At 57.9% G+C, this 20,660-nt stretch carries 19 protein-coding genes; 10 read left to right on the forward strand and 9 right to left on the reverse strand.

The genetic code is table 11. The features are described from left to right. Nucleotides 1-24: 24 nt before the first annotated feature. Nucleotides 25-627: a calcium-binding protein gene (locus TRM7615_RS09015; RefSeq protein ID WP_108786656.1), complete on the reverse strand. Its 603-nt coding sequence runs from the start codon at nt 625-627 to the stop codon at nt 25-27. 178 nt (nt 628-805) lie between these two features. Further along, complete coding sequence (locus tag TRM7615_RS09020; protein ID WP_108786658.1) at nt 806-2,581, reverse strand: calcium-binding protein; 1,776 nt, start codon at nt 2,579-2,581, stop codon at nt 806-808. 438 nt (nt 2,582-3,019) lie between these two features. Between TRM7615_RS09020 and TRM7615_RS09025 the strand changes: the two genes are divergently transcribed. The 7 genes from TRM7615_RS09025 (at nt 3,020) to TRM7615_RS09055 (ending at nt 11,674) form a co-directional block, all read left to right on the forward strand. Beyond that, nucleotides 3,020-3,580, forward strand: a complete 561-nt coding sequence (locus TRM7615_RS09025) for a F0F1 ATP synthase subunit delta (protein ID WP_108786660.1) — start codon at nt 3,020-3,022, stop codon at nt 3,578-3,580. After that, entirely contained in the window at nt 3,581-5,119 is a 1,539-nt protein-coding gene (gene atpA, locus TRM7615_RS09030) for a F0F1 ATP synthase subunit alpha (RefSeq protein ID WP_108786662.1), read from the forward strand. Nucleotides 5,120-5,131: 12 nt separating this feature from the next. Then, a complete protein-coding gene (locus TRM7615_RS09035; RefSeq protein WP_108786664.1) occupies nt 5,132-6,010 on the forward strand; it encodes a F0F1 ATP synthase subunit gamma in 879 nt (292 codons plus the stop codon). Between the two features lie 17 nt (nt 6,011-6,027). Further along, the gene (gene atpD / locus TRM7615_RS09040) at nt 6,028-7,452 is read left to right on the forward strand and encodes a F0F1 ATP synthase subunit beta (RefSeq protein ID WP_108786666.1); all 1,425 of its coding nucleotides are present in this window, start codon (nt 6,028-6,030) and stop codon (nt 7,450-7,452) included. A 12-nt stretch (nt 7,453-7,464) separates the two neighbouring features. Further along, nucleotides 7,465-7,869, forward strand: coding sequence for a F0F1 ATP synthase subunit epsilon (locus TRM7615_RS09045; RefSeq protein ID WP_108786668.1), 405 nt, complete (start codon nt 7,465-7,467; stop codon nt 7,867-7,869). Nucleotides 7,870-7,982: 113 nt separating this feature from the next. Next, nucleotides 7,983-8,333 carry an H-type lectin domain-containing protein gene (locus tag TRM7615_RS09050; RefSeq protein ID WP_108786670.1) on the forward strand — a complete coding sequence of 117 codons (351 nt, stop codon included), beginning with the start codon at nt 7,983-7,985 and terminating at the stop codon, nt 8,331-8,333. A gap of 446 nt (nt 8,334-8,779) precedes the next feature. Beyond that, a complete protein-coding gene (locus TRM7615_RS09055) occupies nt 8,780-11,674 on the forward strand; it encodes a calcium-binding protein (RefSeq protein WP_108786672.1) in 2,895 nt (964 codons plus the stop codon). 151 nt (nt 11,675-11,825) lie between these two features. Here the strand turns inward: TRM7615_RS09055 and TRM7615_RS09060 are convergent, their stop codons facing one another. Further along, on the reverse strand, nt 11,826-12,845 hold the full coding sequence (locus tag TRM7615_RS09060) for a ribose-phosphate pyrophosphokinase (protein ID WP_108786674.1): 1,020 nt from the start codon (nt 12,843-12,845) through the stop codon (nt 11,826-11,828). A 107-nt stretch (nt 12,846-12,952) separates the two neighbouring features. Here TRM7615_RS09060 and TRM7615_RS09065 point away from each other — a divergent pair, with 107 nt between their 5' ends. Both TRM7615_RS09065 and TRM7615_RS09070 read left to right on the forward strand, forming a co-directional pair. Continuing rightward, complete coding sequence (locus TRM7615_RS09065; RefSeq protein ID WP_108786676.1) at nt 12,953-13,546, forward strand: 2-hydroxychromene-2-carboxylate isomerase; 594 nt, start codon at nt 12,953-12,955, stop codon at nt 13,544-13,546. Beyond that, nucleotides 13,546-14,343 (forward strand): alpha/beta fold hydrolase, encoded by a 798-nt coding sequence (locus TRM7615_RS09070; protein WP_108786678.1) that lies wholly within the window; start codon nt 13,546-13,548, stop codon nt 14,341-14,343. Before TRM7615_RS09065 ends, TRM7615_RS09070 begins: the two co-directional genes overlap by 1 nt. Before the next feature lie 127 nt (nt 14,344-14,470). Here the strand turns inward: TRM7615_RS09070 and TRM7615_RS09075 are convergent, their stop codons facing one another. The 5 genes from TRM7615_RS09075 to TRM7615_RS09095 all read right to left on the reverse strand — a co-directional run bounded on the left by TRM7615_RS09075 (nt 14,471) and on the right by TRM7615_RS09095 (nt 18,579). After that, nucleotides 14,471-15,505: a threonine aldolase family protein gene (locus TRM7615_RS09075; RefSeq protein ID WP_108786680.1), complete on the reverse strand. Its 1,035-nt coding sequence runs from the start codon at nt 15,503-15,505 to the stop codon at nt 14,471-14,473. Further along, nucleotides 15,505-15,975 (reverse strand): YcgN family cysteine cluster protein, encoded by a 471-nt coding sequence (locus TRM7615_RS09080; protein WP_108786682.1) that lies wholly within the window; start codon nt 15,973-15,975, stop codon nt 15,505-15,507. Before TRM7615_RS09080 ends, TRM7615_RS09075 begins: the two co-directional genes overlap by 1 nt. Continuing rightward, nucleotides 15,972-16,904 carry a bifunctional riboflavin kinase/FAD synthetase gene (locus tag TRM7615_RS09085; protein ID WP_108786684.1) on the reverse strand — a complete coding sequence of 311 codons (933 nt, stop codon included), beginning with the start codon at nt 16,902-16,904 and terminating at the stop codon, nt 15,972-15,974. Before TRM7615_RS09085 ends, TRM7615_RS09080 begins: the two co-directional genes overlap by 4 nt. A gap of 253 nt (nt 16,905-17,157) precedes the next feature. Further along, complete coding sequence (locus TRM7615_RS09090; protein WP_108786686.1) at nt 17,158-17,601, reverse strand: MaoC family dehydratase; 444 nt, start codon at nt 17,599-17,601, stop codon at nt 17,158-17,160. A 102-nt stretch (nt 17,602-17,703) separates the two neighbouring features. Then, nucleotides 17,704-18,579: a TIGR01459 family HAD-type hydrolase gene (locus TRM7615_RS09095; protein WP_108786688.1), complete on the reverse strand. Its 876-nt coding sequence runs from the start codon at nt 18,577-18,579 to the stop codon at nt 17,704-17,706. A 279-nt stretch (nt 18,580-18,858) separates the two neighbouring features. Here TRM7615_RS09095 and TRM7615_RS09100 point away from each other — a divergent pair, with 279 nt between their 5' ends. Further along, complete coding sequence (locus TRM7615_RS09100; protein ID WP_108786690.1) at nt 18,859-19,674, forward strand: M48 family metalloprotease; 816 nt, start codon at nt 18,859-18,861, stop codon at nt 19,672-19,674. 41 nt (nt 19,675-19,715) lie between these two features. On the opposite strand, the gene TRM7615_RS09105 is transcribed toward TRM7615_RS09100, so the two are convergent. Further along, a complete protein-coding gene (locus TRM7615_RS09105) occupies nt 19,716-20,639 on the reverse strand; it encodes a GlxA family transcriptional regulator (RefSeq protein ID WP_108786692.1) in 924 nt (307 codons plus the stop codon). Between the last annotated feature and the right edge of the window lie 21 nt (nt 20,640-20,660).

Here is a 20,660-nt window from a genome sequence, read left to right on the forward strand (position 1 = left end):
CTCTCCGCCAGAGGCGTTGGTGCTTTAGGTGCCGCCGTCCGCCGGTGCACTGGTCAGAACATCGTCACCTGCGCCTCCGGACAATCTGGAGCCGTCTGCGCCAAAGAGAGTATCGTTTCCATCGCCACCACTCGCACGCCCTGAGCTGATGGAAAGAACGTCATTTCCTGCACCTCCGTATAACAGGCTTTCATCCCCGCGGATGGTATCATCACCCTCGCCACCGCTTAATTCACTCCGGCTGAAACCCGAGAGGCGGTCATTACCCGCTTCACCGTAAATAGTGGCTTCATCACCGCCCGAGATTGTATCGTCACCGTCTCCGCCATATGACCGGCCGCCGTCGTCGGCCTTAATGCTGTCATTGCCGCTTCCACCTCGTACCGAGGCATTGTCGCCCACATCCAATGTGTCATCACCGCCCAGGGCGTCAAAGGATCCACCGTCCTCAACGGATATTTGGTCTTCACCAGCGGTGCCAAGTGGAAACTCTGGCGGAACAGGTGCATCCGGCTCGTCTGGAGTGTCGTCCATAGGCAGCAGCTCGTCGTCGGATTGGTTCGAAGAATCGACCATGGATCCAATGGCAATTGCCCCAACAACGGTCGCTAGAATGGCTGCAATCATAAATGCGTCCTGAAATGCTAATCTGGAAATTGACGCTAAAGCGATTCAAGTGGGACTGCAGCCATATGGCGAGAAACAGATTGATGTTTCGCGGGCATCAGTCGGCCAGTTCCCTGCGAAACCGCGCGGGTGATTTTTTCGAGCGCAGTGTCCAAGCGCTGCCAAAGCTGGCCTGACCCTAGAACACCACATCGCGGTTGATGGTGAACAGGTCAAGCGAGGCCTCGACGTCTTGTTTCGTGTTCACCGTCAGCAGATCCTGACTGCTTTGCGTAGTAACGGTGATCGCTTGAAACGGGAACCGTTCCCCTTCAACCATCACGGACCGGAGCGAAAGATCCCCTGTCACGTCTGGAGGGAGGTTCAAAATCACATCGGCCTCAGGCAAATACACGCCGTCAATGAGGGCTGGGGAACCCTCAAGATCCTCGGGATAGACGTTCAGCGTATAGTTTCCATCTGTCGCAAGGTTAACCGTATCCCCAAGACCGATTTCGAATGTGTTGAAGCCTGAGCCACCATAGAAAACGCTTGCCTCGGTGCCGCGTTCCGAGACGAGTGTGTCATCGCCGGTACCGCCATGGACAGTCACATTCTCGCCGTGGGCGGTGATGGTATCACTACCGTTTCCACCATAAGCGTATGAGCCCTCTCCAGACAGCGAGATCGAGTCATCCCCCATGCCACCATAGATGCTGACGGTGCGCGCTGTGGCCAAGACAGTGTCGTTGCCGCCTCCTGCGTGGACGGTAGAGTTGTCCTGGGACGTCATTACCTGGTCGTCACCTGAACCGGTCAACACATACGTGTCTGATGCAGCAACAAGGGTGTCATCACCTTGGGTGCCACTTTGCAAGGCCAGTGTGGTTCCATCGGACGAGTTGACAACCCTGATGTCCTCTTCGCTGAGGGACGAGACGCCGTCGAGGCGAATTGCGAAAGATGGGTGGTAATCGTCTCTATGACGGCCCTTAATCAAATCCTCTTCGAATTGAGCAATGACATCGGTATAGCTGCCGTCAGCAGCCGGTTGGATTTCCAGCGACTCTAAGGGGGCACTGTCGTGATCTTCGATCAAGAGCTGCTCGGTCTCGGGGTCGAAATCGGTGATCGTGACCAGTGGGGGTGAGGTAAGCGGATCCGGACCTGCCCAACCACGTTCAGCGGAACCAAAAGATACAGTGAAACTGTCGGTTCCTTCTCCGCCGGTCAGCGTGATCAGATCAGTACGGTCTAACAGGTCATCGTCGACTTCGGCCATGAGCACGTCATCGCCCGCCCCCCCGTGGCCCAATCCAGCCCATATGGTTAGCGTGTCGTTGCCGTCGTTACCGAAGGCGGACAAGTGCTTCTGATCGGGGATATACCAAGCTGTCTCGATCTCGTCATCGCCGGCGCCACCGTGCAACGTGCTCCCGTTCAACCCATAGAGAGTATCATTGCCGTCTCCTCCAAAAGCAACCGAGCTTGAGGTGACCCATAAGCGGTCATCCCCGTCTTCGCCGCGTAAGGTCGTGTTGGACGTACCCGAAGTGTTGCCCAGGCTGTCGTCGCCATCTCCGCCGAAAACTCCGCTGTAGCTGTGTGCGGTAATCCGGTCGCTGCCTTCACCTCCGAACAGGGTAGAGCGATGCTCGCCAAAAATAGTGTCATCTCCGGCGCCGCCATAAACTCTCCCTTCGTCAGCAACGCTGATGCTGTCATCACCTGCGCCACCCGAGATGGTTGCGCCATCCGACGCCTCAATTGTGTCGTCTCCAAGAAGTCCGTCAAAGGCCGCGTTGCTCCCGATGTACACGTCGTCGTCGCCTGCAGTTCCGCGGCTATTGTCCGATTCCTCCGGGGTATCATCCTGTGGGATCTGCTCGCTGTCGGCGTCGTCATCTTGAACCAAGTCGACAACAGCAACCGTTGCCGCGACCCCCATCAACGCAAACAATCCTATCAAAAGCACGGTAAGTTCCTAATCTGGCACATGAAATTACTGCGCTGGACGCTAAGTGGCGTCAAAGGAAATGGCAACCCCTGCGGGACCATGTGTGGTTCTGATCTGGTTTGGGGCGAGTGGCTTCCCGATCTGCGGAATCTGGACCTATTGATGAGGCCAGTTATGCGGCAACCTGACGGAAATCCGTCACAGGAATCGCAAAAACCTGCAATTTGGTAACATTTTTCAACCCCTCGACCCGACACAAACGGTCGCAGTTTCGGTAAGGTGTTGAAAATAAACAATATGTGGATAAATCCGTTACCGCTATAGGTTATTGCTAGGTCGCAAACGCTCTGCTACATCCCCCAAGAATTTGATGCCCTGCCGCCACGGTGGGGTTTCTTCACGCCCCCGTGTTGCCTGATCTGGTGATTTCGGGGCCAACGTATCGGAAGGGTGGACGTGTCCGAACCAGCTTCGATTTCCGCAGGCATTGCCGAGCGCTATGCCACAGCGATTTTTGAGATCGCGAAAGAGAACAACAACCTCGACGGTCTGGAAACCGGCATCAACGATCTGGTTGCTGCCCTGGCAGACAGCGCTGATCTGCGCGACCTGCTGTCCTCGCCCGTCGTATCGCGCGCCGAGCAAGAGGCGGCCATCGCTGCTGTTGCAGACAAGATGGGCCTGGATCCGGTTCTGAAGAACTCGCTGGGTTTGATGGCACAGAAGCGTCGCCTGTTCGTCGTGCCGCAGCTGCTGACCGCGCTGCACGAGGCACTGGCAGAGGCCCGTGGCGAAGTGACCGCAGACGTCGCATCCGCCAAGGCACTGACCAAGACTCAATTGGAAAAACTGTCCAAGACGCTGTCCGAGCGCGTGGGCAAAACCGTGACTATCAATGCGACCGTTGATGAAGATCTCATCGGCGGTCTTGTCGTTAAAGTGGGCTCGAAGATGATCGACACCTCGATCCGCTCCAAGCTCAACTCCCTCCAGAATGCAATGAAAGAGGTCGGATAAATGGGTATCCAAGCTGCAGAGATTTCTGCAATCCTGAAGGACCAGATCAAGAACTTTGGTCAGGACGCAGAAGTGGCCGAAATCGGTCGCGTGCTGAGCGTCGGCGACGGTATCGCCCGCGTGTACGGCCTCGACAACGTTCAGGCTGGTGAAATGGTCGAATTCCCCGGCGGCATCATGGGCATGGCGCTGAACCTGGAAAGCGACAACGTTGGTGTGGTTATCTTCGGTTCCGACCGTGACATCAAAGAAGGCGACACCGTCAAGCGTACCAACTCGATCGTGGACGTGCCGATCGGCACCGGTCTGCTGGGTCGTGTTGTTGACGGCCTGGGCAACCCGCTGGACGGCAAAGGCCCCATCGAATCCACCGAGCGCGGCGTTGCAGACGTCAAAGCGCCGGGCATCATTCCGCGTAAATCGGTGCACGAGCCGATGGCAACCGGCCTGAAATCGGTCGACGCGATGATCCCGATCGGCCGTGGCCAGCGTGAGCTGATCATTGGTGACCGTCAGACCGGTAAAACCGCTGTTGCCCTCGACACCATCCTGAACCAGAAGTCGGTCAACGACGCCGCTGGCGATGATGAGAGCAAGAAACTGTACTGCGTGTACGTTGCTGTTGGTCAGAAGCGTTCGACTGTTGCTCAGCTGGTGAAGAAACTGGAAGAGTCCGGCGCAATCGACTACTCGATCGTTGTTGCTGCGACCGCGTCCGACCCGGCCCCAATGCAGTTCCTGGCGCCTTACGCTGCGACCGCGATGGCCGAATTCTTCCGTGACAACGGCAAGCACGCCCTGATCATCTATGATGACTTGTCCAAACAGGCCGTTTCGTATCGTCAGATGTCGCTGCTGCTGCGTCGTCCGCCCGGACGTGAAGCTTATCCTGGCGACGTTTTCTACCTCCACTCGCGCCTGCTGGAGCGTTCGGCCAAGCTGAACGAAGACTTCGGTGCCGGTTCGCTGACAGCTCTGCCCGTCATCGAAACCCAGGGCGGCGACGTTTCGGCGTTTATTCCGACCAACGTGATCTCGATCACCGACGGCCAGATCTTCCTGGAAACCGAACTGTTCTATCAGGGCATCCGTCCTGCTGTGAACACCGGTCTGTCGGTTTCGCGCGTGGGCTCCTCGGCTCAGACCAACTCGATGAAGTCGGTTGCGGGTCCGGTTAAACTGGAACTGGCTCAGTACCGCGAAATGGCTGCGTTTGCGCAGTTTGGTTCCGACCTTGACGCCGCAACTCAGCAGCTACTGAACCGTGGTGCGCGTCTGACCGAGCTGATGAAACAGCCGCAGTATTCGCCGCTGACCAACGCGGAAATCGTTTGCGTCATCTTCGCAGGCACCAACGGCTACCTCGACAAGATCGAAGTGACCGATGTTGGTCGCTATGAGGCTGGCCTGCTGGCGCACCTGCGCGGCAAGCACGCTGACCTGTTGGAATGGATCACCAACGAAGATCCTAAGATCAAGGGTGATGCGTCCGACAAGATCAAGGCTGCGCTGGACGAATACGCCGCAACCTTCGCTTAAGGAGACGCGGCAATGCCAAATCTTAAGGATCTTAAGAACAGGATCGAGTCGGTCAAATCGACCCGCAAGATCACAAAGGCCATGCAGATGGTCGCGGCCGCAAAACTGCGCCGCGCCCAGGAATCTGCCGAAAGTGCCCGTCCCTATGCCGAACGGTTCAACACCGTGATGGCGGGGCTGGCGGCTTCGGTCGGGGGTAGCGACAGCGCTCCCAAGCTGCTCCGTGGTACGGGCAGTGATGATGTGCACCTGCTGGTCGTAATGACAGCCGAACGCGGTCTCTGCGGCGGCTTTAACGGCAACATCGCCAAACTTGCCCGCGCCAAAGCGGACGAGCTGCGCGCAAAAGGCAAGACGGTGAAAATCCTGACGGTCGGCAAAAAAGGTCGCGATGCGATCAAGCGCGATTATGGCGATATGTTCGTGGGTCACGTCGACCTGAGCGACGTCAAGCGTCTTGGTTATGCCAACGCGCAGGACATCGCAAAGGACGTGTTGGCCCGTTTCGATGCCGGGGACTTTGACGTCGCGACGATCTTCTTCTCGAAGTTCGAAAATGTCGTCTCGCAAATCCCAACAGCGCAGCAAATCATCCCTGCCTCGTTCGATGAGACCGAAGGTGGAGAGGACAGCGGCGCGATCTTCGATTACGAGCCCAGCGAAGAGGCCATCCTGGCTGACTTGCTGCCCAAGGGGGTTGCGACCGCGATCTTCTCGGCTCTGCTCGAAAACGGGGCCTCGGAACAAGGTGCACGGATGTCCGCAATGGACAACGCGACACGCAACGCGGGTGAAATGATCGACAAGCTGACGATCCAGTTCAACCGTTCGCGTCAGGCCGTGATCACCAACGAGCTGATTGAAATTATTTCCGGCGCCGAAGCGCTGTAAGAAACCGGAGACACAAAATGGCGAATGCACAAGGCAAAGTCACACAGATCATCGGGGCCGTCGTTGACGTCCAATTCGATGACGCACTGCCTGAAATTCTGAACGCGCTGGACACCACCAACAACGGCAAGAAGCTGGTTTTGGAGGTTGCACAGCACCTGGGCGAAAACACTGTCCGTACCATTGCGATGGACGCGACCGAAGGTCTGGTTCGCGGCGCAGCCGTGACCGACACCGGCGCACCGATCGCGGTTCCGGTCGGCAACGCGACCCTGGGCCGTATTCTGAACGTTGTGGGCGAGCCCATCGACGAAAAGGGCCCCGTTGAAACCGACGAAACCCGCGCGATCCACCAGGACGCACCGGATTTCGCGGATCAGGCAACTGAATCCGAAGTTCTGGTCACCGGCATCAAGGTCGTCGACCTGCTGGCGCCCTACGCCAAAGGCGGTAAAATCGGCCTGTTCGGCGGTGCCGGCGTTGGTAAAACCGTTCTGATCATGGAACTGATCAACAACATCGCAAAAGTGCACTCGGGTGTGTCCGTGTTCGCGGGTGTTGGTGAGCGTACTCGTGAAGGTAACGACCTGTACCACGAGATGATCGAATCCGGCGTTATCGTTCCCGAAAACCTGAGCGAATCCAAAATCGCCCTAGTTTACGGCCAGATGAACGAGCCTCCGGGTGCGCGTATGCGTATTGCTCTGTCGGGTCTGACCCTGGCGGAACAGTTCCGTGATGCGACCGGTGCTGACGTTCTGTTCTTTGTCGACAACATCTTCCGTTTCACTCAGGCCGGTTCCGAAGTTTCGGCTCTGCTGGGCCGTATTCCTTCGGCTGTGGGCTATCAGCCGACGCTGGCGACCGACATGGGCGCGATGCAGGAACGCATCACCTCGACCAAGTCCGGTTCGATCACCTCCGTTCAGGCCGTTTACGTTCCTGCGGATGACTTGACCGACCCTGCGCCTGCAACCTCGTTTGCACACCTGGACGCGACAACCGTTCTGAACCGTGCGATCTCGGAAAAAGGTATCTACCCGGCTGTTGACCCGCTCGACTCGACCTCGCGTCTGCTTGACCCGGCCATCGTTGGTGAAGAGCACTACAAGGTTGCGACCGACGTTCAGCAGATCCTCCAGCGCTACAAGTCGCTGCAGGACATCATCGCCATCCTCGGCATGGACGAACTGTCCGAAGAGGATAAGATGACCGTTTCGCGCGCTCGTAAGATCGAGCGTTTCATGTCGCAGCCGTTCGACGTTGCTCAGGTGTTCACCGGTTCGCCGGGTGTTCAGGTTCCCCTGGATGTCACCATTTCGTCGTTCAAAGCGGTTGTGGCCGGTGAATACGACCACCTGCCCGAAGCAGCCTTCCTGATGGTTGGCGGCATCGACGAAGTGATCGCTAAAGCCGAAAAGATGGCCGCAGAAGCTGCCTAAGGAGTATCCCTGATGGCAAACACGATGCAATTCGACCTCGTCAGCCCGGAGCGGAGCCTTGCTTCGCTTCAGGTCAGCGCGGTCCAGATCCCGGGTGCGGACGGGGACATGACGGCTATGCCCGATCATGCTCCGACCATCACCACCTTGCGCCCTGGTGTGCTCAAGGCTGAAGGTCCCGAAGGTACCACCGAGTATCTTGTGACCGGCGGCTTTGCCCAGATCAACGGCGACGGTCTGTCGGTTCTGGCTGAAAAGGCCATCCCGGTGGACGAGGTGACCCGCACACATCTGGACGAGCTGATCGCAGAGGCCCGTGGCGCCCATGAGGCGGCAGGGGAACACCCCTCGCTTGTCGACGACGCAGCTAAGCTGCTCGCCGACATGGAGGCCTTGGGCGACCACATGAGCCTGTAAGCGCTTGTGAAATGATCACAAAGCCGGCCTTTGAGAGAGGGCCGGTTTTTTTGTGCCTTGTTGTTGCCCATTTTTTTCGGACAATGGCGACAGGCAATTGATTAGACACACGCATGAAGACTTTCAAAACCCATCCCATCGGCATCGCCCAAGGCGACGCGCAGATTTTTGCAGATTTTGAAAACGACGGAGAGATGTGGACAGGCTCGGGCACACGAGAGCGCCGACACGCTGTCACCTTTGATCAGCCGTTTCGATCAACGCCCGCCGTGCAGGTGGGAATATCGCTGTGGGATGTAGACACCTCTGCCGCGGTCCGGGCCGAAGTGGTCGCGGAAAGCATCACACCCGATGGCTTTGACATCGTGTTCCGCACTTGGGCCGACAGTCGCGTTGCCCGCGCCCGCGTCGCCTGGATGGCGATCGGGGATGTCACGACGGATGATGACTGGGATGTGCCCTAGTCGAAGTGCAGGCGGGGTGTCCCTTGTTTATATGGGATGAGTGACAGTCTCGTAGACACTGATACTGGTCTGGGATGTGTCGTTCGATCACAACGTTGAAACGCGTCGCAGCCATCCCTTGCGGGGGCTTGATATTGAACGTGTGATGCGGCGCGCGATAGTTTTGCACAGGCCTATCCCCACGGACCGAATTCCCTCAAGATCGACTATTTACTCAAGCAGTTACCTATTCGCATTCCTGCCCTCTGATTGTCGACAAACACTAAGCCCAGAATATGGACGTTGGTGGTCGTCGTAGTTTCTGTAATTTTACGTTACACTCCTAGGATAATTTTATACTACTTAAGGGTTATTAAGTCTTTTAATAGCGGCGATATTGTATATTTTCAGGTTGTTCGTGCAGCTCTTGACGAGTTTCCCTTCAGTACAGAAATGAGATCGAATAGATGACAATCAAAACTTTCGCGTTTAATGCCAATCCGACTGAAACCGCGCCTGTAACCAACTCTCACTTTGGCACGAACTTATTGATCCATGCGGATCGTGTGAGCGATACGTCCGATACAGTTTACGAAGATCTGGTGAACGTGGTCCAAAACAACATCATCCGATATCCCGGCGGGACAGTGACAGAACAGTTCTTTGATCCGGCGAACCCTGACGCAACGTTGGGCACGGATTATCTGGATTCCAGCAATGAAAAAGAGCTGACACCGCTGAGCGACGTGATCGCCTACGCCGAAGAAACTGGGGCCGAGCTTGTGATTGTCGTCCCGACATGGCGCTATTTCGATGCGACCCAGGGTGATAAAATATCTGGTGCCAGCAAACTAGAGATTCGAACTTTTGTTACGGCAGTAATGGAGAATGCCAAGGTTGCCGATGGAACCGTCAAAATTGCGGGCTTCGAAATCGGCAATGAATGGTATCAGGACAATTTCAATTGGTCCGATATAGATTTTGGCAAGTTGGCTGGCAAGATTGCGCAGGAAATCGAGAGTGGTATCGACGCGGCGCAGACTTCCGCGGCGCAGGATCCGATGATCTTCATGCAAGCAAGTCAATATGATGAGCGCAATAAGGTTGTCCGCAGTCAATTTGACGACGATGCCTATGCTGCTGTGGATGGCGTCGTCACGCACTTTTATGCAGTGAATGGCAATGGCAATCCAATGGGGGCTGGCGGCGGATTGCAGAGCCGGTTGAAAGATATCGAGGAAGCTTGGGGGGACCCTGACACAAGCGAAGACCTTCTCGTGCTAATATCCGAATGGAACGTTGGGGGTGATGGGCCAGGCAATACCGCGTTGTCCGGCTTGAAACGCAATGCGCCCCTTATGCGGACCTTTGCCGAGATGATCGAAAATGGAGTGGATCTGGCGACATTTTGGACTGCCGTTGCTCCAGGACCCGGGGCTGAATCCTTGGCTCGGAAATCTACAGTTCTGGCGGACATGTACAACGGGGCCCATCTAACGCCGACCGGGTACCTATATCGCATGCTGTCCGAGAATGTGATCGGCACGAATTTGCAGACCGATATCTCTGACTTCAAACTGAACAATGAAAACAATGCCTACGTCATGGCTTTTGAGGGCGATGGTCGCACGGTGCTCTATTTCACCTCAGGCACCGACAGTAATCTGAACATCGATGCTGATCTGACAGGTCTGCTGGACAGCAACTCTCATATTCATGTCACCCGCCTGGGCATGGTTGGCACGGACAACACTGCTTATTACGGTGAGGGGGAATTGACGCAATTGAGCGCGGCAGAATTGACCCGAACCGGCGATACGCTGCGCATAGATCTTGGCGCATATGAGCTGGCTCAAGTCGTGATTACCGATCAATCCACCGGGGCTGGTGTTCATCTTTATGGAGATGATCAGAATGACCAGAGCGACAGGCTTTATGGCACGATAAATGCCGACACAATCGAGGGGAACGCAGGCAACGACACGCTGATTGGGGAAGCAGGCAACGACTATCTCTCGGGTGGAGACAACAATGACAGTGTTTCTGGTGGGAGTGGCAACGACACCATATTTACCGGCACCGAAAACAACGATGCCCACTATGGAAGCGATACCGCAGACGGTGGCAATGGCAATGACAGCATAGTCGGATCGAACGGAACAGATCTGCTCTATGGTGGTTTGGGAAACGACACGTTGAACGGCGGGCAGGATTGGTCCACGGCGGATGCCGACACGCTGTATGGTGGAACGGGCGATGATCTGCTGTCTTCGGGCCAAGACATTAAACCGCATACGGACTACCAAGCTGTCGTGGATCGTTTGTACGGTGAGGCAGGCAACGACACGCTTGTTGGTGGGGGGTGGGGTGACTACCTCTCAGGCGGGCACAACAACGATGAAGTTTCGGGTGGGGCTGGCAATGACACCATCTTTACCGGGACCGAGAACAACAGCGGGCATTATGGCAGCGACACGGCCCATGGCGGCAACGGAAGCGACAGTATCATGGGGTCGAACGGAACCGACCTGCTGAATGGCGGCGACGGTAACGACACGTTGAACGGCGGGCAGGATTGGTCCACGGCAGATGCCGATACGCTTTATGGTGGATCGGGCGATGATCTGCTGACATCCGGCCAAGACATTACGGTCCACCAGAACTACCAGGACGTCGTGGATCGGTTGTATGGTGAGGCGGGCAACGACACGCTTGTTGGTGGGCGAGGGGACGACTACCTCTCAGGTGGGCACAACAACGATGATATTTCGGGTGGGGATGGCGATGACACCATCTTTACCGGCACCGAAAACAACGGCGATCATTATGGAAGCGATACGGTTTACGGTGGTATTGGCAACGACAGTATCCTGGGGTCGAACGGAACCGACCTGCTGTATGGCGACGCTGGGAACGACACGCTGAACGGCGGGCAGGATTGGTCCACGGCAGATGCGGATACGCTTTATGGTGGATCGGGCGATGATCTGCTGACATCTGGCCAAGACATTACACCGCATCAGAACTACCAGGACGTAGTGGATCATTTGTACGGCGAGGCGGGCAACGACACGCTTGTCGGTGGTCTGGGGGATGACCGGCTGGTTGGCGGCAGTGGGAGTGATGTCTTTGTATTCGAAAACAACTTTGGTGAAGACACAATCGATGACTTCGACGTTTCACAGGTTGGGGAACAGATAAATCTTGCGAACGTCTCGGGCATCACAGACTTTTCGGACTTGTCGAACAATCACCTTAGCCAACTGGGTTCCGATGCGGTTATCACCGTCGGGGCCGACAACACCATAACGCTCACGAATGTTGTTGTGGGCAGCTTGAGTGTTGACGATTTCGTTTTCTGATATGCATCAACGCTCCGCGCGCCCAATCGGTGCGCGGAGCGGGGCACAATTTTCTAGGAGTGAGACGCCGGTTTGATCGTGTCGAAACACCAAAACAAGAAAAAGGGCGCCCCTTGAGGCGCCCATTGTTTTTCCAGGAATGAGCGGTTGCTCAATCCATGTGATAGAGCGACTCGTAGATCGGGGTCAGGGTCTTGTCCTCAAACAACGATGAGACCGAAGTGCCGTTCCAGATGTTCAGGATGGCCTGGGTAAAGATCGGGGCGGTCGGGACCACGCGGATGTTGGGCGTGTTGAGAATCGCCTCGGTCGGTTGGATCGAATCCGTAATCACCAGCGATTTCATCACCGAATTGGTCACACGTTCGACCGCAGGGCCGCTCATGACGCCGTGGCTGATGTAGGAGTGGACCTCTTTCGCGCCGTTGTCCAGGAGCACCTGCGCTGCCTTACAGAGCGTTCCAGCCGTGTCGCACATGTCGTCGACGATCAGGCAGATCTTGTCGGTGACGTCACCGATGACAGTCATCTCTGCCACTTCGCCCGGTTTTTCGCGACGCTTGTCCACGATGGACAGGGGGGCATTGATCCGTTTGGCCAACTCACGTGCGCGGGCCACGCCGCCCACGTCAGGCGAAACGACCATCAGTTCGTCCATGCGGCCCTTGAACTGGTTCTTGACGTCCAGCGCAAAGATCGGGCTGGCGTAAAGGTTGTCCACCGGAATATCGAAGAAACCCTGAATCTGAGCTGCGTGCAAGTCCATGGTCAAAACCCGCTCAACCCCGGCCTCGACCATCATGTTGGCGACCAGTTTGGCACTGATGGGTGTGCGCGCCTTGGTGCGGCGGTCCTGGCGGGCATAGCCGAAGTAGGGGATCACGGCGGTGATCCGTTGCGCTGACGAGCGACGCAGCGCGTCGCAGATGATCAGCAGCTCCATCAGGTTGTCGTTGGCCGGGTTCGAGGTCGGCTGGATGATGAACATATCCTCGCCACGGACGTTCTCGAAGACTTCGACAAAGATCTCGCCGTCGTTGAAACGCTCTACGCGGGCATCGACCAAACCTTGGTCGACCCCCCGATAAAGGCTCATGCGGCGTGAAATGGCTTTGGCGAGTGGAAGGTTGGCGTTCCCAGAGATGAGCTTGGGTTCGTTGAGGGTCGGCATTGGCTGATATCCCCGGCAGCAATGGCTATGTGACAGATTCGTGATGTTGACACCGCTTAGCATGGGCTTACCGTCCCGCAAAGGTAACGCCGCGGAGAAAACGACAGATGGCCCATATCGACTACTATTTTGCGACACTTTCACCCTATGCCTACCTGGCCGGGGACGGACTGGAACAGATTGCGGCCAAACATGGCGCGTCTATCACGTATAGACCCGTGGATATCATGACGCTGTTCAGCCGCACCGGAGGCACACCGCCCAAGGATCGCCATCCCTCGCGCATCGAATACCGGGCGCAGGATCTGCTGCGGCGGTCAGCGAACCTGAGAGTGGACTTCAACCTCAAACCCGCCCACTGGCCGACCAATGCGGCGCCGTCGTCTTATGCGATCATTGCGGCCGCCAAAGCGGGCGGTGGCGACGTGGGGCAGCTGGTGCGCCTGATCCTTCGGGCCTGTTGGGCCGAAGAGAAGGACATTGCCGAGGATGTTGTGGTGCGTGAGTGCCTGGCGGCGGCGGGGTTTGATCCGGCCTTGGCCGACAGCGGCATGCTTGTCGGCGCAGAAACATATGCCGCCAACCTCGAAGAGGCTATTGAGCGCGGTGTCTTTGGCTCGCCCTTCTATGTGACGGAAGACGGGCAACGGTTCTGGGGTCAGGACCGCCTGGCCGATCTGGACGCGCATTTGAGTCGCTGATGCGCGACCTGTCGCAACCGATCCACGTGCGCCTGATGGGAGAGGGCGCGCGTGACGTTTTGGCCATTCATTGCACCATCGCGCATTCCGGTGCGTGGAAACGACTGGCGTCCCTTGTGAGTGATGAGGCCACGTTCCACGCCTTTGACATGCTGTCTCATGGCCAAAGTGCCGATTGGGATGGACAGGGAGATTTTCAGGATCGCAATGTCGAGGCTGCGCTGATGGTGCTCGACCGACCTATGGATGTGGTGGGCCATTCTTTTGGGGCTACTGTTGCACTGCGCGTGGCGGTGGAACGCCCCGACCTGGTGCGCAGCCTGACCCTGATCGAGCCCGTCTTCTTTGCGGTTGCCCTGCAAGACACGCCTGAGTTGGTGGCCGAACATGACCGGATCGCGCGGCCGTATCTGGAGGCCATGCAGGCAGGGGATTGGCCGTTAGCGGCCCGGCTGTTCAATCGGATGTGGAGCACGGACGACGGCCCGCGCTGGCCGCAATTGCCCGAGGCGACGCGCGCGGCCATGATCCGGGGCATCCCGGTGGTGCCAGCCTGCGACGCGGCGCTGTTTGATGATCGTGCAGGGATGTTGACGTCGGGTGTTCTGCAGGGGTTGAACATGCCCGTGATGCTGCTGCGGGGTGGGCAAACTCAAGCCGTGATCGGCAGCATCAACGATGGTCTGGTGCGGCGCATACCAGGCGCGATCGGTCATGTCGTTGAGGGCGCTGGGCACATGGTGCCGATCTCGCATCCACAAGACGTGGCGCTGCATCTAAAGGCGTTCTGGCGCTGACGAACAGGGGTGCTCCCGCCCGTCGGGATATGCATCAAAGATGCACACCCTCCCGTTGGGCCGGGCGCCGCGCTATGCGCGGCGCAGTGCCGACCGTTGCCGAGCGTCTTCGATTTTGGCGTAGGTGCTAGAGCAGAGCCAGGAAAACGTCGATCTGCTCGTTTGAAATCGACCAGTCGCAGACCAGACGGCAGGCCAGCATCTCTTCATCATCTTCACCCTCGAGGGTGGCACCCCAGAGGTGATAGACGGCCCCCGCCTGATGCAGCGCCTTGTGCACCCCACGTGGGAAGCTGGCAAAGATCATGTTGGCTTGCGGCTCGTGCAGAAAATGTGCCCCAGCCGCGCGCAGGCCTTCGGCCAGACGTGCGCAATTGGCGTTGGCCTGGCGCGCCGAGGTCAGCCACAGATCGTCCGTCAGATAGGCGTCCATCTGCGCCGACAGATAGCGGTGTTTGGAGAACAGATGTGCCCCGCGTTTGCGGCGCAGCTCGAACTCCCAGGCTTTGCTCTCGTCAAAGAACACGACCGCCTCGACGCCCATCAACCCGTTCTTGGTGCCGCCAAAGCTGACCGCATCCACTCCAGCTTTCCATGTCATCTCGGCCGGGGTGCAGCCGAGCGCAACCATGGCATTTGTAAACCGCGCTCCATCCAGATGGACGGGCAGGTTGTAGTCTTTGGCCACGGTACAGAGCGCGCGCAGCTCGTCGAGTGAGTAAATCGTGCCACGCTCGGTCACCTGGGTGATCGACACCGGTCCACGTTGAGGCCCGTGCACGCCGCGCGTCTCTTCGCCAGCGATGCTCTGGCGCAAGGCCTGGGGCGTCATCTTTTCATCACCCGGAACAAGCGTCAGTTTGGCGCCGCTGTAGAATTCGGGCGCGTTGCACTCGTCCTCGTGGATATGGGACCGGGGCGAGCAAAAGATGGTTTGCCAAGGTTCGGACAGCGTTGCCAGGGCCAGCGAATTGGCAGCCGTACCGGTGGCCACCAGGTAAACGGCGGCGCCCGGCGCCTCGAACAGCCCACGGATCTTGTCGCGCACGTCGTTCATCACAGTGTCGGCGCCATAGGCCATCTGATAGCCATCGTTCGCCCGCGCCAAGGCATCAAGCACCTGGGGGTGAACGGGCCCTGAGTTGTCAGAGGCAAAATACATCAGATCGGTTCCTCGATAATGTGGTCTTCCCACTCTTCCTCGGGCGTTTCAAACTCGGACACAGTCCATCCCTGAACCGACACTCCGGCTTTGTGCACGCTGTTGGGATCACCTGATATCAACGGGTGCCAATCGTAAAGAGGTTTTCCCTGCCACAACAAGCGATAAGCGCAGGTTTTTGGCATCCAATAAGCATGGGTGTCCAGGTTGTCTGGCTTCAAAACGATGCATTCCGGCACGAACTGATGGCGGATCGGATATTGCGCACAGCGGCAGGTTTCGTCATCCAGCAATCGGCAAGCCACACGGGTCAGGGCAACTTCGCCGCTGTCTTCGTCTTCCAGCTTGTTGAGGCAGCATTTGCCGCAGCCATCGCAGAGCGCTTCCCACTCTTTGTCGGACAACTTGCTCAGCGGTTTGCGTTCCCAAAACCGCTTGGCCAACCCGCTGCGATCAATGGGCTCGCTCATACGGCGGCCAGAATGTCGCGGGCCTGATCACAATCGGCGTCCATCTGAGTGATCAGGGCGTCAAGCCCGTCGAACTTCAGTTCGGGCCGCAGATAATCAACAAGCCCCACTGAAAGGGTCGCCCCATACAAATCGCCCGAGAAATCGAACAGGAAGGTTTCGATGTTGGGATGCTCACCGTTGAACATCGGTCGTGTCCCAACCGAGGCCGCGCCGTGATAGCTGCCGACATGGGGGCCATCCAGAACATCGACCAGCACGGCGTAGACGCCGAACTTGGGCGGGTGAAGACCGTCGATGGACATGTTGGCCGTGGGATAACCCAATTCGCGCCCACGCTGCTCGCCGCCGATAACCTCGCCTTCGATGCGGTGCCAGTGGCCCAGCATATCAGCGGCATCACGGGGGCGCCCGTCGGACAGGGCCTTGCGGATGGCTGTGGATGACACGATATCCTCGGACCGTTCAAGAAGCGGGGCGATGGTGACACCAAACCCCATTTCTTGGCCGAACCGTTGCAGGTCCTGCGCGGTGCCTTTGCGCCCCTGGCCAAAACAGAAATCGGCGCCGACGATCACGTGTTTCAGGCCGAGCCCGTCGGCGATGACATTGCGGGCGAACTCTTCGGGCGTCAGGTTCGAAAGCGACACGTTGAAGTTCAGCTCATACAGTTTTTCGACCCCAAGTTTCTCAAGCCGATGGGCGCGCGCAACGGCGCGCATCAGGCGAAAGGGCGGGGCGGCTGGCGCAAAGAACTCGCGCGGATGTGGCTCAAACGTCAGAACCCCCAATGGGGCGTCGGGGGCCACGTCGCGTGCCAGGTTGATGACCGATTGATGGCCAATGTGTACGCCATCGAAATTGCCGATCGCAGCGCAGGCGCCGCGATCTTCTGGCTCGACAAAATGATAATCCCGGATGATCCGCATGTGGCTGAGTTAGCGTCATGTCCGATCCGGTGCAAGACCACATGATATCTGCGACGTGTGGGAAGCCGACTTTCCCACATGCGCGACCGCCGCGCGCCCGCAGGGGGCGCGGCCCAGCCCAACGGGAGGGCGTGCATCTTTTGATGCATGTCCCGACGGGCGGGAGCCCCCCCGAGCTGCGTGCACAACATGCGCTGACAAAGAAAAAGCCGCCCGGATGGGGCGGCTTGGTGTCCTTGTATCGCAGATCAGCTCAGTCGAACTTGCGCGACGGCGCCAGCACCATCGCCTCACCGATCAGGACCTTTTTGCCATCAACCGAGCAGTGGCAATCCAGCTTTACGCGGCGCTTGGACATCTCGATGTCCACCACCTTGACCTCGGCATAGACCATGTCACCGGGGCGTACGGGGGCCAGAAACTTGAGCGACTGGCCCATGTAGACCGTGCCATGTCCGGGCAGCTGCTCTCCGATCACGGCCGAGATCAGGCCGGCGGTCAGCATTCCGTGTGCAATGCGGCCTTCAAAGATCGTGTCACGGGCATAGTCATCGTCCAGATGCACCGGGTTCCGGTCCGTGGACACTTGGGCAAACATCTCGATGTCCTCATCGGTCACCACTTTGCGCAGGTACCGGGTCATACCCATTTCGATGTCTTCAATGCAGATCGTTCCGCGAGGCAGATTGTCCAACATGATGTCCTCTTTTCTGATTGGCGCAGCAATAAAACGTCACGCCCCATCTGGATAAGGCAACTTTATTACTTTGCAGGTGCAGAAAATCAAGCTCTTTTTTCGTCAGCGCAACCGCCCGATTGTGTAGGTCGGGTTGGACTTTTCCTTTTCCAGATAGGTGGTTAGCGCGTCAGCGTCCGGGCTGAAGCCAGTTTTTGTTTCCTGTGCGGCCAGACCACCCGAGATGAAAAGGGAATCGATCCCTTCCCCCATGCCGCCTGCAATGTCGGTCAACACGCCGTCGCCGATCGCCAGAATTTCGGAATCGGGCACATCCTTGCCCAAGCTTGTCAGACGTCGCCGTGCCAGATCATAGATCGGCGGATGTGGCTTGCCAAAGTACAGGCTCTCACCGCCCATTTCAGTATAGAGCCGCGCCAGAGCGCCCGCGCACCATTCGCGAATTTCGCCGCGATCGACCACGATATCAGGGTTGGCACACAAGAGTTTCATGCCTTTGGTCTTGGCGTACAGGAAATCGGCGCGGTTTACCTCGGGGTCGGCCATCGGATCGAACGGACCACAACAGACGATCCCTTCGGCTTCTTGCAGGGGCACGCGTTCGATCTCGACCGGGTTTTCCAACAGATGCAGTGGCTCAAAGAACCCGGCATCCCGCTCCCATTCCCCCATGAAATAGACCTTGTTGCCCACGGTGCCCCGAAACATGGCCGAGCGCGCGCTGTCGCCGCTGGTGGCGATGATGTCATAGGCGTCATCGGGCACGTTGAACTGGCCCAATTGGCTGGCCACACCCGCGCGCGGTTTCGGAGAGTTGGTGACCAGAACCACGGTGCCGCCCGTGGCTCGGTATTGCTGCAGGGCGGCAACAGCCTCCGGGTAGGCGGTCACGCCATTGTGGACGCAGCCCCAAAGATCGACGAACAACGCTTGGTAACGGCTGGAAACTTCGGACAGCGCGGAAATGATCTGGCTCATGAAAGCACCTGGTTTTTTTGTGGGTTCATGGGCTTATGCACGAGTCCGGGCGAATTGACCATGACGCTTGTGCACCGCCGATTGTGGCATACCGGATTACATGGAAAGAGCGATTTGATTGCGCCATGCCAACACAACCTCTGGGTTTGAAGACTTGCAGGCATCTGGTCAATGCTGATTGATAAACAACAGAAAACACCGATCATCTCATTCACTCTTTCGCAGTTGACCTGCAATTCTCATCTTCCTAGACGGGCATAAAAATTAGTGAGGGAGATTATGCGGCAATCAATAAAGATCATTGGGTTCTTGGCGGGAATGGCGACCCTCGCAGCCTGCGGAACGACCTATCAAGTGCCCGAGGTGGCCGACAGCCACACGGCCAGGGCGTCGCGTATGTTCGCCGAAGCCCAAGCTGAACCGGCGCGCAGTCCGATCTCCAAGGCCGCGGCGGAACAACGTTTTAACCGCGTGGCACGGCGGGTGAACCCGGTGGGGCATGGCTATTGCAAGAAGCTGGCCGAGCAAGGCAAAAATGTTGATTGCGCCGTGAAGATCGAAATCGACCGCAAGATGGAACAGCGCAACGCCTATTTCACCCACGAGGAATCCGGCCCGGTGATCCGCCTTTCGATGCCTTTGCTGCGGGACAGCAGGAATGATGACGAGGTGGCTTTTGTCATGTCCCATGAATACGGGCATCTCTTGGGGCAACACGTTGACAAAGCCAAACAGCAGGCGTTGGCCGGGGCCATTCTGGTCGGTGTGATCGCAGCTGCAGCCACGGCGCAGGCTGATATCATCGACAGCTCCTTGATCACTGCCGGTGTCGGGATCGGCGCGGCTGCGGGTACGTTCGCTTACTCTCAGACCTATGAACTCGAAAGCGATACCTTGGGCACCTATATCGCAGATGCGGCTGGATACGATCCGGTGAAAGGGGTGAAGTATTTTGCTCGGCCCGAAGCGGCGCGTACGCAGGCAGGCAAGCTGTCATTCTGGGGCACGCATCCTCCGGACGAAAGGCGCGTGGCCATCGTCCTGGCCACCAAGGACCGGATCGATTCCGGTGTGGCCTTGCAGCAGGTCCAATAACCCTACGCTCACCAGATATGACGCCGGGATCAAGCCCCGCGTCATGTCTTGAAGTGTTCCAGCGTCTGACCGGTCCGCTTTCGCATGACCCGCCGCAGCGCAGTTGCATCGCCATAGCCAACCCGGTGCGCAATTTCGCTTTGAGGCACGTCACCCGTGCGTGCCAGTCGGATGGCTTCGGTGACGCGCAGGGTTTGGGAAAATTCGGTGGGGGTCATCGCCGCTTTTTGCGCCAATCGCCGGGCAAAGGTGCGCGCCCCCAATCCCGCCGCTTCTGCCAATTCGGCCAGGTCCACCTGGCGCGTGATGTTGCGGCGCAGGTAGATCTCGGCGCGTTGGAGCTGTGGGTCCCCAGCAACCAATGTAGCGACCGAAAGATAAGGCAACTGGCTGGGGCGGCTGTCGGCCATGGTGAACCGGCGGCAATCCTCGGCCATAGCAAAACCGCCGAGCTGTTCGATCAGTGCCAGCATCAGGTCGATTTGGGCAAAGGCCGCGCCCGCGGTGATCAGATCCCCGTCGCGCCGTACAATTTGTGAGGGGTCCAGCCGCACCTTTGGAAACAGGGATTTGAGGAAAGGCGCCAACCACCAGGTCGTGGTGACGACGCGACCGTCCAACAGCCCCGCAGCGCCAAGGGCAAAACAGCCTGAGCAGGCGCCTGCGACGGTGACGCCCGGGCGGGCGAGGGCCGTCAGGCATTGGGTCAAGGTCACAAAGTCCTTTCCGGCCATTACATGTTGCAGCTCACTCGGCGTTGCCAGACCCAGGCCCGGCAAAATGACCAAATCCGCATTGCATGCCTGTGCCAGAGCTTCATCCGGTGAGAGTGTTTGGTGGTCAAACACCGGCTGCCCACCGGCAAACCCAGAAATCCGGTTGGCGGTGTCCAGCATCTCTTGCGCGATCGCCAAGCTTGAAAGCTGGCAAGGCATCGGATGAAGGATCAGGGTTTGAATGGGCATCTGTCTAGATCGGCATGATAA

The sequence above is a fragment of the Falsiruegeria mediterranea M17 genome (assembly GCF_900302455.1).
GTDB lineage: Bacteria > Pseudomonadota > Alphaproteobacteria > Rhodobacterales > Rhodobacteraceae > Falsiruegeria > Falsiruegeria mediterranea.